15 protein-coding genes are annotated in these 15,004 nt (G+C 68.2%); 10 read left to right on the forward strand and 5 right to left on the reverse strand.

Features of this window, described 5'->3' with window-relative positions; translation table 11 throughout:
- Positions 1–381: 381 nt before the first annotated feature.
- Positions 382–1,104, reverse strand: a complete 723-nt coding sequence (locus tag LQ566_RS17115; protein WP_231093000.1) for a hypothetical protein — start codon at positions 1,102–1,104, stop codon at positions 382–384.
- Between LQ566_RS17115 and miaB the strand changes: the two genes are divergently transcribed.
- Positions 1,103–2,656 (forward strand): tRNA (N6-isopentenyl adenosine(37)-C2)-methylthiotransferase MiaB, encoded by a 1,554-nt coding sequence (gene miaB, locus LQ566_RS17120; RefSeq protein WP_231093001.1) that lies wholly within the window; start codon positions 1,103–1,105, stop codon positions 2,654–2,656. The genes LQ566_RS17115 and miaB overlap by 2 nt on opposite strands.
- Entirely contained in the window at positions 2,653–3,561 is a 909-nt protein-coding gene (gene miaA, locus LQ566_RS17125; protein WP_231093002.1) for a tRNA (adenosine(37)-N6)-dimethylallyltransferase MiaA, read from the forward strand. The genes miaB and miaA overlap by 4 nt, the downstream gene beginning before the upstream one ends.
- A gap of 361 nt (positions 3,562–3,922) precedes the next feature.
- Here the strand turns inward: miaA and LQ566_RS17130 are convergent, their stop codons facing one another.
- A complete protein-coding gene (locus LQ566_RS17130; RefSeq protein WP_231093003.1) occupies positions 3,923–4,339 on the reverse strand; it encodes an organic hydroperoxide resistance protein in 417 nt (138 codons plus the stop codon).
- Between the two features lie 89 nt (positions 4,340–4,428).
- Here LQ566_RS17130 and LQ566_RS17135 point away from each other — a divergent pair, with 89 nt between their 5' ends.
- The 3 genes from LQ566_RS17135 (at position 4,429) to dapF (ending at position 6,433) form a co-directional block, all read left to right on the forward strand.
- A complete protein-coding gene (locus LQ566_RS17135; protein WP_231093004.1) occupies positions 4,429–4,986 on the forward strand; it encodes a CGNR zinc finger domain-containing protein in 558 nt (185 codons plus the stop codon).
- Between the two features lie 102 nt (positions 4,987–5,088).
- Positions 5,089–5,514 (forward strand): GNAT family acetyltransferase, encoded by a 426-nt coding sequence (locus tag LQ566_RS17140; RefSeq protein ID WP_231093005.1) that lies wholly within the window; start codon positions 5,089–5,091, stop codon positions 5,512–5,514.
- A gap of 37 nt (positions 5,515–5,551) precedes the next feature.
- Positions 5,552–6,433 carry a diaminopimelate epimerase gene (dapF, locus tag LQ566_RS17145; RefSeq protein WP_231093006.1) on the forward strand — a complete coding sequence of 294 codons (882 nt, stop codon included), beginning with the start codon at positions 5,552–5,554 and terminating at the stop codon, positions 6,431–6,433.
- Between the two features lie 17 nt (positions 6,434–6,450).
- On the opposite strand, the gene LQ566_RS17150 is transcribed toward dapF, so the two are convergent.
- Entirely contained in the window at positions 6,451–7,227 is a 777-nt protein-coding gene (locus LQ566_RS17150; protein WP_231093007.1) for a class I SAM-dependent methyltransferase, read from the reverse strand.
- A 57-nt stretch (positions 7,228–7,284) separates the two neighbouring features.
- Positions 7,285–7,926: a class I SAM-dependent methyltransferase gene (locus tag LQ566_RS17155; RefSeq protein WP_231093008.1), complete on the reverse strand. Its 642-nt coding sequence runs from the start codon at positions 7,924–7,926 to the stop codon at positions 7,285–7,287.
- Positions 7,927–8,019: 93 nt separating this feature from the next.
- On the opposite strand from LQ566_RS17155, the gene hflX reads away from it, so the two are divergent.
- Positions 8,020–9,549: a GTPase HflX gene (gene hflX, locus LQ566_RS17160; protein WP_231093009.1), complete on the forward strand. Its 1,530-nt coding sequence runs from the start codon at positions 8,020–8,022 to the stop codon at positions 9,547–9,549.
- Between the two features lie 58 nt (positions 9,550–9,607).
- On the opposite strand, the gene LQ566_RS17165 is transcribed toward hflX, so the two are convergent.
- Positions 9,608–10,600 (reverse strand): N-acetylglucosamine kinase, encoded by a 993-nt coding sequence (locus LQ566_RS17165; RefSeq protein ID WP_231093010.1) that lies wholly within the window; start codon positions 10,598–10,600, stop codon positions 9,608–9,610.
- Between the two features lie 194 nt (positions 10,601–10,794).
- On the opposite strand from LQ566_RS17165, the gene LQ566_RS17170 reads away from it, so the two are divergent.
- From LQ566_RS17170 to LQ566_RS17185, 4 genes are read left to right on the forward strand one after another with little or no spacing between them, the layout of a single operon-like run.
- Entirely contained in the window at positions 10,795–11,547 is a 753-nt protein-coding gene (locus LQ566_RS17170; RefSeq protein WP_231093011.1) for a sugar isomerase domain-containing protein, read from the forward strand.
- 50 nt (positions 11,548–11,597) lie between these two features.
- Positions 11,598–13,025, forward strand: coding sequence for an N-acetylglucosamine/diacetylchitobiose ABC transporter substrate-binding protein (gene ngcE, locus LQ566_RS17175; RefSeq protein WP_231093012.1), 1,428 nt, complete (start codon positions 11,598–11,600; stop codon positions 13,023–13,025).
- Positions 13,022–14,044 (forward strand): carbohydrate ABC transporter permease, encoded by a 1,023-nt coding sequence (locus tag LQ566_RS17180; RefSeq protein ID WP_231093013.1) that lies wholly within the window; start codon positions 13,022–13,024, stop codon positions 14,042–14,044. The genes ngcE and LQ566_RS17180 overlap by 4 nt, the downstream gene beginning before the upstream one ends.
- Positions 14,041–14,949 (forward strand): carbohydrate ABC transporter permease, encoded by a 909-nt coding sequence (locus LQ566_RS17185; protein ID WP_231093014.1) that lies wholly within the window; start codon positions 14,041–14,043, stop codon positions 14,947–14,949. Before LQ566_RS17180 ends, LQ566_RS17185 begins: the two co-directional genes overlap by 4 nt.
- Positions 14,950–15,004 lie beyond the last annotated feature (55 nt).

Raw genomic sequence — 15,004 nt, forward strand, 5'->3', positions numbered from 1 at the left:
CGCTGTCGCTGTCGCTGTCGCTGTCGCTGTCGCTGTCGCTGTCGCTGTCGCTGTCGCTGTCGCTGTCGCTGTCGCTGTCGCTGTCGCTGTCGCTGTCGCTGTCGCTGTCGCTGTCGCTGTCGCTGTCACTGTCACTGTCACTGTCACTGTCACTGTCACTGTCACTGTCACTGTCACTGTCACTGTCACTGTCACTGTCGCTGTCGCTGTCGCTGGCGGTGCCGGGGCGGTATCAGACGTGCGTGCCCGTTCTCGAAGCCCTGTCAGACGCCGAGCGCGGGCGGGCACCTGTCGCCGTCCCGTGTTCTGGAGACGCTGATGGGGCGGACCGGAGAGCGTTCGCGGACATGCGCCGGAACCAGGCGGCCCGCGCACGCGCGGCTAGGGCGTCGCGCGCAGCCATGCCACGGCATCCGCCAGCGGGCGCGGTACCGCGTCCGCCGGAAGAGCGGTCGCCCAGGCTGCTGCGAGAAGCTCCTTGCGGCCCGCCCCCGCACCGGCGAACCGTCGCAGCTGGGCGGCGACGGGTTCATCACGCCACTGCGGCTGCCGTGACATCCGGTCGAAGCTGTCGCCGATACCCACCTGGCGCACCACCTCGGCCGCGCGCCGTGCCCCGAGTGCGCGGATGAGCTCTTCCTCGAGATCCCGGTCGCAGACGAAGACACGTACGGGCGGAAGTCTGGGGAGATCGTCGGCGGCGAGCGCGCGCGTCACGAATCCGGTCTCTCCGGCATCGCACAGCACCGCGGTCCGTGCGCCATCGTGCTGCGCTCGCAACTCACGACGCACATTCGTGATGCCCTCGAGCGAGACGACCTCCACCGCCGCCAGGGAAACGTTCTGGGAGCGTGCCAGCGCGACCACCGCGGCGACGTCGCTGCGGCCCTCCACGAACAACCGGGCGACGGGCACCCGTCCATTCAGCCCTGCCGGACGTCGTCGCGCAAGGGGCGGCGGGATGGGGGTGCTGCAGACGCGACGGATGACGCGGTGCTCCCTGTCCTCCTCTGATGCCCCAGACGCGGTGAAGAGGCAGGGCGCGGCGCCGAGGCCGGGGGACGGCGCCGAGGCCGGCGACGGATCGTAGAATGGCGGAATCATGTCTTCGCCTTCGAATGCCCCGACGATCATCCCCGCATCGCCCTCGGCGCTGCGCCCGGATGGGACCGCCCGCACCTACGAGGTGCGCACTCTCGGCTGTCAGATGAACGTGCACGACTCCGAGCGCCTGTCCGGTTCGCTCGAGAGCGCCGGCTACGTGAAGGCGGAGTTCGGCGAGGAGGCCGATGTCGTCGTCATCAACACCTGCGCGGTGCGCGAGAACGCGTCGTCGAAGCTCTACGGCACGCTGGGACACCTCGCCTCGGTGAAGCGCCGGCGCGACGGCATGCAGATCGCGGTCGGCGGATGCCTCGCGCAGATGGACAAGCAGGCCGTGGTCGACAAGGCCCCGTACGTGGACGTCGTCTTCGGCACGCACAACATGGGCTCGCTCCCCGGCCTGCTGGAGCGTGCGGCACACAATCACGAGGCGGAGGTGGAGATCCTCGAGTCGCTGGAGGTGTTCCCGTCCACACTGCCGACCAAGCGCGACAGCTCGTACGCCGGATGGGTGTCGATCTCGGTCGGCTGCAACAACACCTGCACGTTCTGCATCGTGCCGAGCCTGCGCGGCAAGGAGAAGGACCGTCGACCTGGCGACATCCTCAGCGAGATCAAGCTGATCGTGGACGACGGCGCGATCGAAGTCACGCTCCTCGGACAGAACGTCAACTCCTACGGCGTTGAATTCGGCGACCGCCAGGCCTTCGGCAAGCTGCTGCGCGCGGCGGGCGAGATCGAGGGTCTCGAACGCATCCGCTTCACGAGCCCTCATCCGGCGGCGTTCACCGACGACGTGATCGATGCCATGGCGGAGACTCCCGCGGTCATGCCTCAGCTGCACATGCCGCTGCAGTCGGGCTCCGACCGCATCCTCAAGGCGATGCGACGTTCCTACCGCTCGGAGAGGTTCCTCGGCATTCTCGACCGGGTGCGGGCGAAGATCCCCAACGCGGCGATCACCACCGACATCATCGTCGGCTTCCCCGGTGAGACGGAGGAGGACTTCCTGGAGACCATGCGGGTGGTGGAGCAGTCCCGCTTCGCCAGCGCCTTCACTTTCCAGTACTCGATCCGCGAGGGCACTCCGGCTGCCACGATGGAGGACCAGGTGCCCAAGGCCGTGGTCCAGGACCGGTACGACCGGCTCATCGCCCTTCAGGAGCGCATCAGCCTGGAGGAGAACGAGAAACTGGTCGGCCAGGACGTCCACGTCCTCGTCTCCACCGGCGAAGGCAAGAAGGACGCCGCCACCCGCCGCCTGTCCGGCCGTGCGGAGGACAACCGGCTGGTCCACTTCACGCTCCCGGACGGTGCCGAGACTCCGCGTCCCGGCGATGTCGTGACCGTGACGATCACGCGCGCCGCCCCGCACTACCTGATCGCGGACGCCCCCGCCGGGCAGCCGCTGCGCCTTCGCCGAACCCGTGCGGGCGACGCCTGGGATCGGGCGCAAGCGGAGTCGTGTGGTGTGCCGGCACCGGCCTCACTGTCGGCTGACGGGAAGCGCGTGATCGGGCTCGGGCTTCCCGGATTGCGTCCCCAGGCGTGACGGCCGTTCCCGGCCTGTTCGCCGTCGTCGGCGCGACCGGGACGGGCAAGAGCGAGTTCGCGCTGGATCTCGTCGAGACGCTGCGGGAACGGGGTCGCGACGCCGAGATCGTCGGGGCCGATGCGATGCAGCTCTACCGGGGCATGGACATCGCCACGGCGAAGCTGCCCGTCGACGAACGCCGCGGCATCGTGCATCACCTGATCGACGTTCTGGAGCCGGGGGAGGACGCTGCCGTCGCGTGGTATCAGCAGGCCGCGCGCGAGGCGATCTCGGAGATCTGGAGCCGCGGCCATGACGCCGTCCTCGTCGGCGGGTCCGGGCTCTATGTCTCCAGCGTGCTATGGGACTTCCGCTTCCCGCCACGCGACGAGGCCCTGCGGGCCCGCCTGGAGTGCGAGCTCGAGGCGCAGGGACCGGGCGTGCTGTTCGAGCGGCTGCGGACCCTCGATCCCGCCACGGCAGCGCGCATCGATGCGCGCAACGGTCGCCGGGTCATCCGGGCGCTGGAGATCCTGGAGCTTGGGGAGAGCACGCATGGTGCTGCCCTGCCGGAGGCGCCGGTGCCGTGGGCGCCGCACCGCATCCTCGCCCTGTCCGCACCGCGGGAGGAGCTCGTCCTCCGGCTGGACGCGCGCGTCGAGCGGATGTGGCAGCAGGGACTCCTGGCGGAGGTGAGCAGCCTGCGAGAGGCCGGTCTGGAGCCGGGGACGACGGCGGCGCGCGCCATCGGCTACGCGCAGGCGTTCGCCCAGCTCGACGGCACGATGACCGAGCACGAGGCCATCGCCGAGACACAGGCCCTGACGCGCCGCTATGCGCGTCGGCAGGTGTCCTGGTTCCGCCGCTACGCGGATGCCGAGTGGATCGATCCATCGCAGACCCGCCCCTCCGCCGTCCTGTGACGAATCCGGCCTCTCATCGGCAGCCGATTCGTGGAGACGGCGCCTTCTCCGGGTGAGCGGGCGGACCGGCGCCCTCGTCACGGGCTGACGGACCGATGCCGACCGTCCCCGATGGGCGGCGGGTGCATGGCCTGGCCGGGACGGCGGGACGCGTGGTGAGGGGCGATGTGCAGCGGATGTTCGCCGGCCGCCCGGGGAGGCGGTGATCGCTCGGGCACGTCTCCGATCGACGGCGATGAGCGTAGGCGATTCGCTGCAGGATCGAGAACCCGCGATGCGTGCTCTGGAGCGGCTGCGTGCCCCTGTGCGAGACAGCAGCCGGCTCCCTCACCGGGCGGAGAGGGAGCCGGTCCGCGTTGTCTCAGGCGACGGTCGCGTCGATGGTGACGGGGATGTTCCCGCGAGTGGCCTTGGAGTAGGGGCACACCTGGTGGGCGGCGGCGACGAGCGCGTCCGCGGCCTCCTGGTCGATTCCCGACACTTCCGCGTGAAGGGCCGCGCTCAGCGACGGTCCGGCCTCGGGGTCCAGGTTCAGCGTGACCTCGGCGACGACGGCGGAGTCCGTCAGGGTCAGTCCCTGACGGCGCGCGACAAGCTTCATCGCGGAGTGGAAGCACGCCGACCACCCGGCGGCGAACAACTGCTCGGGGTTGGTGCCGGCGCGACCGGTACCCGGCATGCTGAGGTCGAGCGCGAGGACGGCGTCGCTGGTTTCGACGTGGCCGTCGCGTCCGTCTCCCGTGGAGGTGGCGACGGCGACGTAGGGCTGCGTGGACATGTTTTCCTCTCAGACTCCGGCTGACGAAGGTAACCGGTTGAACTGGTGACGAGCTTGCCGCACCCATCGTCACCTGTCAAGATGGTTACGTGAATCACGAGTTCCCCTGCGGCACGCGCGTGCTGGACTTCGTCGCGACCCTGCGCGCCCGTCGCGAGGAGCAGCCCTACGAGTTCCTCACGGATGCCGGGTCTCTGGATTCGTGGTGGCTGGAGTCGGGAGTGCGCACCTCGGGTCGGGTGACCGACGACGCCGATCTTGCCGCGGCCATCGAGCTGCGTGAGGCTCTCTACACGGTGTTCTGGCATCGCCTGAACGGCGCTTCGATTCCGGAGGGCGCTCTCGCCGTCGTGAACGCGCGCGCCCAGGACCCTCCGGTGTCGCCCGCGCTCACGGCACGGGGAGTGGTGCGCGACGGCGACCCCACCGCGTGTCTGGCCGACCTCGCGCGCGAGGCCATCGAGATCGTCGGCGGCGAGGAGGGTGCACTGCTGCGGGAGTGCTCCCGTCCGGAGTGCACCACGATCTACCTCGACCGCTCGCGTGGACATCGCCGCGAATGGTGCTCGATGCAGTCGTGTGGCAACCGGGCCAAGGCCGCCGCCTACCGTGCGCGAGTGCGTTCAGCCCGCATCCTCGCCACCTGACGCGAGGCGTCCGCCTGCGGGCGGTCATCGCCGCGGTGCGCTGATGGTCACCCGCGCGCGGAGGACTCGCGGGCGCGCGGGTGGTTCAGAGAGGATGGGGGAGTGCCTCATCACGTCCGTGCCTTTCAGCCCGCCGATACCGATCAGGTCGTCGCCCTCTGGGACGCGTGCGGTCTCACCCGCCCGTGGAACGACGCCCGCGCCGACATCGCCCGAAAGCTCACCGTCCAGCCGGAGCTGTTCCTGGTCGCCGTGGACGGCGATCGCGTCATCGGCACCACCATGGCCGGCTACGACGGTCACCGCGGGTGGCTGTACTACGTCGGCACCGACCCGGACCGCCGGGGGGAGGGGGTCGCCGCGGCCCTCATCGCACGTGCCGAGGAACTGCTGATCGCCCTCGGCTGCCCGAAGGTGAACCTGATGGTCCGCGAGGGCAACGAAGGCGTGCTGGACTTCTATGCGACGAACGGATACGAGCCGTTCCAGGTTCACAACGCCGCGAAGCGCCTGATCGCCGACTCCTGAGGGCGATGCCGGTGCGCCTGCTCCGTAGGATGGAGGCATGCCCACCATCGCGTTCACCAAAGGCCACGGCACCGGCAACGACTTCGTGATCGTCGCCGACCCCGACGGAGAACTCGACCTCAGCGACGACCAGGTCGCGGCGATGTGCGACCGCAACTTCGGCATCGGTGCGGATGGACTGCTGCGCGTGGTGCGATCGCGTGCCATCGCCGAGGGTGCCGCGAGCCTCGCGGAGGAGCCCGAGGCCGAGTGGTTCATGGACTACCGCAACGCTGATGGCTCGAAGGCGCAGATGTGCGGCAACGGGACCCGCGTGTTCGCCAAGTACCTGCTGGAATCCGGGCTCGCCCAGCTTCCAGCCGGATCGACCCTGCCGATCGGAACCCGGGCCGGCGTTCGTGACCTCACGGCGAGTGCGCAGGGATTCCAGGTCGATCTGGGCCGGTGGAAGCTCTCCGGCGATGATCCGCTGGTGCGCGCTCGTGGACTGGACGTGGCGCGACCGGCGCTGGGCATCGACGTCGGCAACCCGCATGTCGTGGTCGCACTCAGCTCGATCGCCGAGCTCGAGGCCCTGGATCTGTCGGTGATCCCCATCCTGGATCCCGCCCTGCCGGAGGGGGCCAACGTCGAATTCGTCGTTCCGTCCGATCCGCTCGTTCAGGACGGCATCGGTCAGATCCGGATGCGCGTGTTCGAGCGCGGTGTGGGGGAGACCCTGAGCTGTGGGACCGGCACCGCGGCTGCTGCCCTGGCGGTGCGTCACTGGGCCGGCGCACTGGCACCCCACCACTGGCGCGTGGACGTGCCCGGCGGCACGCTGGCCGTGCGCATGTTCCCCACGCAGGATGGCGAGCACGTCGCCCTGTCGGGCCCCGCCCAGCTCGTCTACACCGGACAGATCTCGCTCGCCGACTGACCGCGCGGCGCCGTGGCTCAGTCCACGACACCGATGGCCAACAGGTGCACGCTCTGGTCGCGCAGCGCGGGAACGTCGTCCGCGAGTTCGGCGATCAGGCGTGCGGACTCCGCGACGGCGAGGGCATCCTCGGCGCTGACGGACTCCAGAAGGGTGCCGACCGGTCCCTCGACGCCATGGACGACCACCTGGTCGATGCCCGCGCGCGCAAGCTCCGCCGCCAGCTCGTTCGCCGTGTGGAAGTGCGCGGCGGGGAAACGCTGGCCACGGAGGGGCCGCCCGTGCCGGAGCACGTCCAGCGCTTCCGCGCTCAGCGGGCCGTCGCCGGAGGCGGCCCGCTGGAAGGCCACCCAGCGCGAGAGTCCGACGGCGGCGATGACGCCTCCGGGGCGGGTCACACGCACGGCTTCGGTGAGTGCCCGTTCGCGGCCGGCGCGATCCAGGTGGTACAGCGGCCCCAGCAAGATCGCGGCATCGAAGGAGTCATCCGGATAGTCGAGGGCGCGGGCATCGCCCACGCTCGCGCGCACGCCCTGGGAGGCTGCCGTCTTCACGTGTGCGGGAACGGGATCGAGCATCTCGACGATGCAGCCGCGCTCAGCGAGGGCGCGCGCATGATGCCCCGTGCCCCCGCCGATGTCCAGCACGCGGGAGCCGTCGGCGATCGCGGCAGCCAGCAGCGCCTGTGTGCGATCAAACTCCAGGGGGCCCTGGGGTGAGCGGGTGGTCAGGCGGGCGTCCTCGTCGAACAGGTCGGTGTAGTAGTGCCGGATCCGTGTGTCGAGTTCGCCCATCATTCCAGTCTGCGCGCGACGCTCGATCCGTCAAGAGGCGCGCATGTTCCGGTCGGGTCAGGGCAGAACGATCGAGTCGGTGGGGGTGGAACCGTGGCGTCGCACACGCAGCACGCGGAAGCCCTTGCTCGTCGCCGCGCGGTGAACGCTGTAGCCCGACGGGAACTCCGCCGCGAGCCATCGCTGCAGTGAATCCGAACCGAGGTTGCGCGCAACAACGAACCAGCCGTCGCTGCGCTCGTCCAGGCGTGGGATCCATCGCTGCAGCAGTCCGTGCAGTTCGTTCTTGCCCACCCGGATCGGGGGATTCGACCAGATCGTGCGGAACGTCACGTCATCGGGAACCTCGTCCGGCGTGACCGCGGTGACGTTGTCCAACCCCAGCTCCGCTGCGTTTCGCCGCGTCAGCTCCAGGGATCGCTGGTTGACGTCGACGGCCCAGATACGCGCGTGCGGGGAGAGCATGGCCATGGTGAGCGCGATGGGGCCCCAACCGCAGCCGAGGTCGAGGAAGTCGCCCCCGGGCGGCGGTGGCGGGGTGTGCGAGAGGAGCACCGCGGTGCCGGTGTCCAGGTGGTCGGGACTGAAAGTGCCGCCTGCGGTGTTGAGTTCCACAGAGCGGCCAGCCAGCGTCACGGTGATACGGCGCGGCCTCTCGGCGCTGGAGGGCTCCGAGCTGAAGTAGTGGTCGCTTGCCATGAGGAGCCACATTACCGCAGCGACCGTCGCTGCGGAGGTTAGGCTTTACTGATCCGCGCCCGCCGACGATGGCGGTCGCCCCCGAAAGGACACATGAACAACACCCCCAACGACGACCGATTCGACGACGCCGCAGAGTTCGACGGCACCGACCCGGTGGAGCGCGTGCTCGCAAACGCAGATGCCCGATCCGGTGTCCGCGTGTTCGGCGCGGCGCAGGCACTCCAGGACGATGCCACCGCCGGCCACGGAAGCGCCGACGGCGAGCAGTGGGACCTCGAGGAGCGTCACGCGCTTCGCCGTGTGGCAGGACTGTCCACCGAGCTGGAGGACGTCACCGAGGTCGAGTACCGCCAGCTGCGGCTGGAGAACGTCGTGCTCGTCGGCGTCTACCCGCAGGGGTCGGCCGAGGAGGCAGAGAACTCCCTGCGTGAGCTGTCTGCGCTGGCCGAGACCGCAGGCGCCATCGTGCTCGACGGCCTGCTGCAGCGCAGGCCCCACCCGGACCCGGCCACCTACATCGGTCGCGGCAAGGCCCAGGAACTGCGCGACATCGTCGCGGCTCTCGGTGCCGACACCGTGATCGCCGACTCCGAACTCGCGCCCTCGCAGCGTCGTGCGCTGGAGGACGTCGTCAAGGTCAAGGTGATCGACCGGACAACCGTCATCCTCGATATCTTCAGCCAGCACGCGAAGAGCCGGGAGGGCAAGGCGCAGGTCGAGCTCGCTCAGCTCGAGTACCTCCTCCCGCGCTTGCGCGGGTGGGGTGACTCCATGTCCCGCCAGGCCGGAGGCCAGGTGGGCGCCGGCGGCGCCGGTATGGGGTCGCGTGGTCCCGGTGAGACCAAGATCGAACTCGACCGGCGGCGCATCCGCACGAAGATGGCGCTGCTGCGCAAGCAGATCGCCGACTTCAAGCCCGCTCGTGAGGCCAAACGTGCGGAACGTCGCCGCAACACCATCCCGTCGGTCGCGATCGCGGGCTACACCAACGCGGGCAAGTCGAGTCTGCTCAACAAGCTCACCGGCGCGGGCGTGCTCGTGGAGAACGCCCTGTTCGCCACTCTCGATGCCACCACTCGGCGCAGCGAGACGGCGGACGGGCGGATCTTCACGCTGACCGACACCGTGGGCTTTGTGCGCAACCTTCCGCACCAGCTGGTGGAGGCCTTCCGCTCCACACTGGAAGAGGTCGGCGACGCCGATGTCGTCCTGCACGTCGTGGATGCTGCGCACCCGGACCCGGCGGCCCAGCTGCAGACGGTGCGGGACGTGATGGCCGATGTGGGTGCGCGGGACGCGCACGAGATCGTGGTCTTCAACAAGGCCGATCTGGTGGACGACGACACCCGGCTCGTGCTGCGCGGCCTGCAGCCGCAGGCGTTCTTCGTGTCCTCGCGCACGGGCGAGGGCATTGCGGAGCTGCGCGCCGCGGTCGAGGCCGCACTGCCGCTGCCGGCGGTCGAGATCACCGCGGTGGTTCCATACGACCGCGGTGATCTGGTCTCCGCCATTCATGAGACCGGCTTCCTGCTCTCGTCGGAGCATCAGGAAGCGGGAACGCTCGTCCACGCCCACGTGGGCGAACGTCTCGCGGCGGAGCTTCGCCCCTACGCCGTGTGATGTCGCCGGCCGGCACCTGCCAGGGTGCCGGCCCGCGACCTCACCGGAATCGTCGACCTCACCGGAATCGTTGCAGCGTCGCGGTCAGTCGCTCCCGGACCGTCTCATCCGGGGCGGTGCCGTGGGCCCGCAGCGCGAGCATCGCGGCTCCGACGGCGCCATCGCCGACGTTCCGGAGTACCAGAGCATCGGCCGCCTCGCCGAGCGTCGCGAGGAACGCATCCCGCACCACCCCGGCGCGTGAGAGCACGCTGCCCCCGATCACCAGTGGTCCGGGTGCTCGCAGGATCGCACGCAAGGAGCGCGCCAGCTGCTGGCCCGCCTCCCGGAGGATGCCGATCGCGACCGCGTCGTTCTCCTGGGCGGCATCGAAGGCGGCCGGTGTGAGAGCGGCGAGCTCGATCGGTGCCCGATCATAGGCGGTCGCCACCAGGCGCCACAGCGCCTCCGGGCGCCCCTCTCTCGTCGCCGGCGTCGTCGCCAGGTCGTAGTGCTCCAGCACCCGCCGCGTCAGCGACGTGCCTGCTCCGGTGCCGTCGAGGTCTTCTGCCACGGCACGGATCACCTGCTGGCCGATCCAGAAGCCGCTGCCGCGATCTCCCAGCAACCAGCCGAGTCCGTCGGCGGTTCCGGCGACGTCGCCGTCCTCCACCCGGATCATGCAGGCGCCGGTGCCGGACACCATCGCGTATCCCGCTGCGGCGGCCGCGCCGCTGAAGTAGATGGCCAGGAGATCCGCCTCGAACGTCAGGGTTCCGCGGAAGCCGCGTTCGGTGAGCGGGCCGAGCAGCCAGTCCGCGTTCGCGGAGGACTGCATCCCCGCCATCGCGGCCACGATGACGGGGATCTCGGCGAGGGATGCGCCGCTGGTGGCGAGCGCCGCCTCCACCGCGGTGAGCACACCGGTCGCGGCGCGCTGAGCTCCCGCAGATACGGGATTTCCGCGCCCGCCAGCCCCGAACCCGAGGCTGTCACCGCGGCTGTTGCTGAGCAGGGCGCGTGTCGAGGTGCCGCCGGCGTCGATGCCGAGGACCAGAGGTTCGTGACTCATTCGTGACTCATTCGTGACGACGTGCTGTTTGACGTTTGCGCCGCATGCGCATAGTTTGCCTGTGAGAGTACCGGGGAGCAGGTGACGATCATGCCGAGACCGACGAAGGTTCGAAATGATAGCGCAAACGTTCGGGGTGTTGCGCTGGTCACCGGCGCGGTATTGTCGGTGCACAACCCCGAGGAGATGACACGATGACGGTCACTGCCGCCGACCTCCTCCGGGAGACGACCACCCGCCTGGAGCGGCTCGCCGCCGATGCGGATGCCGGCGCGCTCGATACCGCCGTGGCGTACATGGTCGAGGCTCTCGATGCGGGCGGAGTGCTTCAGGCCTTCGGCACGGGACATTCGCAGGCCTTCGCGATGGAGATCGCCGGCCGTGCGGGTGGCCTCATCCCCACGAACAGCTTCTCGCTCACCGACCTGGTCCTTCACGGCAACCGCCAGACCTCGGAGCTCACCGCGACGCTGGAGCGGGAGCCCTCACTCGTCGACGAGCTCATGCAGACCGTTCCGGTGGGAGAGCACGATGTGTTCCTCATCGCCTCCAACTCCGGCGTGAACGGATCCATCGTGGGCACAGCGCTGTGGGCGAAGGAACGCGGTCACCGTGTCATCGCGGTGACGAGCCTCGAGCACACCGCGCGTGTGCAGCCGAAACACCCCAGCGGCAAGCGGCTGAGCGAGATCGCCGATGTCGTCATCGACAACCTGGCCCCGTACGGCGACACCACTCTCGACATCAATGACGATGTCCGTGTGGGAGCCGTCTCCTCCATGACCGGAGCGTTCATCGCCCAGTCCCTCACCCTCGGCGTGGCCCGCACGATCGCGGCCCGCGGTGAGGTTCCCCCTGTCTACATCTCCGCCAACATTCCCGGCGGCGATGAGCACAACTCCGCGTTGGAAGCCCTGTACCGTGGGCGCATCCGACGGGGGACCTGACCGGAATTTCCCCCTCCGGTCAACATCACATCACCATGGAAGGTAGGAAGATGGAACTCAACGAAGCGTCCATCAGTCGTCGCACTGTGCTGCGTGGTGCGGCAGCCGCAGCGGTTCTGGTGCCGTTCGGCATGACCCTCGCCTCGTGCGCTGCTCCCGGTGGCAGCACCGGCGGCGGCGGGGCCACCACCCCGGCCGGTGAGGTCACCGCCGACAACCCGTTCGGTGTCGCCGCGGACTCCACCGTCGACGCGGTCATCTTCGATGGTGGCTACGGCGTGGACTACGTCGAGAACGCCGCGAAGATCATGGAGGGCAACAAGGGCCTGTCCGGCGTCAGCGTGAAGGTCTCGGCCTCGACGAAGATCGCGCAGGAGCTGCAGCCGCGTTTCGTCGGTGGCAACCCGCCGGACCTCATCGACAACTCGGGCGCCAACTCCATCGGCTGGAACACCATCCTCGACCAGCTGGAAGACCTCAGCGAGGTGCTGGAGGCCAACAACCTCGAGGGCGAGAAGATCGCAGACACGCTGTTCGATGGTGTGAAGGCCCCGGGCACGTTCGGCGACAAGTTCGCTGCACTGAACTACGTGTTCACGACGTACGGCCTGTGGTATTCCGCATCGCTGTTCGAGGAGAACGGCTGGGAGCCGCCCAAGACCTGGCAGGACCTCAAGGCGCTCGGTGCCGCCGCGAAGGAGAAGGGCAAGTACCTCTTCCTGTGGGGCAAGGAGGCCGCGACCTACTACCAGACCTTCGTCATCGACTCCGCTGTCATCCAGTCGGGAGACGACGTGCGTCTTCCCCTCGAGAACCTCGCCGAGAACTGCTGGTCCCACCCCACACTGCAGGCGATCCTCACCGAGTTCTACGCGCTGATCCAGGCGGGCTACGTCAAGCCCGGTGGCGGCGGCACGCAGTTCACGCAGGCGCAGTCGCAGTGGAGCCTCGACCAGGAGGCGTTGCTGTACCCCTCGGGCTCGTGGATCGAGAACGAGATGAAGAAGACCACGGCCGACAACTTCCAGATGAAGGGCGTGCGCGAGCTGCCGTGGGACGACAAGGCCACCACCCCTCCCGGGTACATGCGCGCCGAGGCCGGCGAGCCGTTCGTGGTGCCCAGCAACAGCAAGAACCCCGCCGGCGGCAAGGAGCTGCTGCGCACCATGCTGTCGAAGGAGGCGGCTGCCGCGTTCTCCAAGGAGAAGCTCGCTCCCACCGTCGTCAAGGGCACGGTGCCCGATGACGGTTTCGGCTCCACCGCGCTGGTGTCTCAGGTCGAGATGATCGACGCCGCGGGCTCGGGCATGTTCACCATCAAGTCGACGAACCTGTACGGCATGAACTCCGACCAGCTGCCCATCTGGAACTCGTTCCTGGACGGCAAGATGACGGTCGAGGAGATCACCAAGCAGCTGCAGGCGCTGGTCGACAAGGTCCGCAACGACAGTTCTGTCGAGAAGATCGAGATCAAGTGAGCAATTCCACCGTCAGCGGTGGACCGGCCCTGGCGACGGCCGCGGTCACCACAGCTCGGGCGGGGCGGCGCAAGCCGCCCCGCCTGGGGCGGCGCAAGCTGACGTTCGACTTCGTCTCCTTCCTGGTGGTCTTCCTCGGGGTGCCGCTGGCGATCTTCCTGATCTTCGTCATCTCGCCGTTCGTGCAGGCCCTGTACTACGGCATGACCAACTGGACCGGCTTCTCGCCGAACATGCAGTTCACCGGGATCCAGAACTTCGTCACCCTCTTCAACGACCCGATCTTCATGCGCGCGATGCTGAACAACATCGTGCTCGCCCTGATCGTGCCGCTGATCACCATCGTCATCGCCCTCATCTTTGCGAGCATGATCACGGTGGGCGGACCCAGCCACGGCCAGGTGCGCGGGCTCAAGGGCTCCAGCTTCTACCGCGTGATCTCGTTCTTCCCGTACGTGATCCCGGCGATCGTGATTGCGATCCTGTGGAACATGATCTACGCCCCCACGGGGCTGTTCAACGGTCTGCTCGGACTCGTGGGCATCGACACCCACCAGTTCTCCTGGCTCGGTGACGAACGCACCGCGATGGGCGCGACCATCTTCGTCATCGTGTGGAGCATGGTCGGGTTCTACATGATCCTGTTCATCGCCGCCATCAAGGGCATTCCTGCGGAGACGCTGGAGGCCGCCCGCATCGACGGTGCCGGCCGCTGGCGGACCGTGCGATCGATCCTGCTGCCGCAGATGCGCGACAACGTGCAGACGGCGTACATCTACCTCGGCATCATGGCGCTCGACGCGTTCGTGTACATGGCCGGCCTGAACTCCACCGGTGGCCCAGGCAACAGCACGCTGGTGATGAGCCAGTACCTGTTCCGCACGGCGTTCGAGAAGGGGCAGTTCGGCCTCGCGACTGCGATGGGCATCGTGCTCGCCGTGATCACGCTGCTGTTCGCCGCCCTGATCATCGGTCTGTTCCGTCTCTTCGCCGGCCGGGATGAAGGAGATCGCTCATGAGCGAGGACACCCGTGCCTCCGTGACGATCAACCGCAAGTCCCGCGCCCAGCCGCCGGTGCGGACCGTGAAGTCCACCGCCGGCGACAAGGTGGTCGGGGGCGCCTCTCACATCGTGATGGCGCTGTGGTCTCTGGTCGTGATCCTTCCGATGGTGTGGACCCTCATCGGCTCGTTCAAGACGACGAAGGAGATCTTCGCGTCGCCGTTCGGTCTGCCGGCCAACTGGAACTTCGACAACTACGTCAGCGCCTGGGTCGACAACGCGTTCGGCCGGATGTTCATCAACACCGTCATCGTCGTGGGCGTCTCGCTGGTGCTCGTCATGGTGCTCGGCGCGATGTGCGCGTATGTGCTGGCGCGTTTCGAGCTGCCGGGAAGCCGGGTGATCTACTACCTGATGCTCGCGGGTCTCACCTTCCCGGTGTTCCTCGCGATCGTGCCGCTGTTCTTCATCCTGCAGGGCATGGGACTGCTGAACACGCTGCCCGGTCTGATCATCACCTATGTGGCCTTCGCGCTCCCGTTCACGGTGTTCTTCCTGTTCTCGTTCTTCAAGTCGCTGCCGTACGAGATCCAGGAGGCGGCCTACGTCGACGGCGCCAGTGAATGGCGCACGTTCTTCCAGGTGATGCTCCCCATGGCCAAGCCCGGCATGGCGGCGGTCGCGATCATGAACTTCCTCGGCCTGTGGAACCAGTTCCTGCTGCCGATCTCGCTGAACACGAATAAGGACAACTACGTGCTCTCGCAGGGCATGGCATCGTATGCGTCCTCGGCGGGCTACGCCCTGGACTTCGGTCAGATGTTCGCGGCCGTGATGATCACGATCATCCCCGTGCTCATCGTCTACATCCTGTTCCAGCGCCAGCTGCAGGGTTCCGTGTCACAGGGAACGTCGAAGTAACCCGGACGAAACGGACGGTGCCTCCTTCCGGGCGCCGTCCGTTTCGTCGTTGGAT

Origin of the sequence: Microbacterium nymphoidis, from assembly GCF_021044885.1 — a bacterium.
Lineage (GTDB): Bacteria > Actinomycetota > Actinomycetes > Actinomycetales > Microbacteriaceae > Microbacterium > Microbacterium nymphoidis.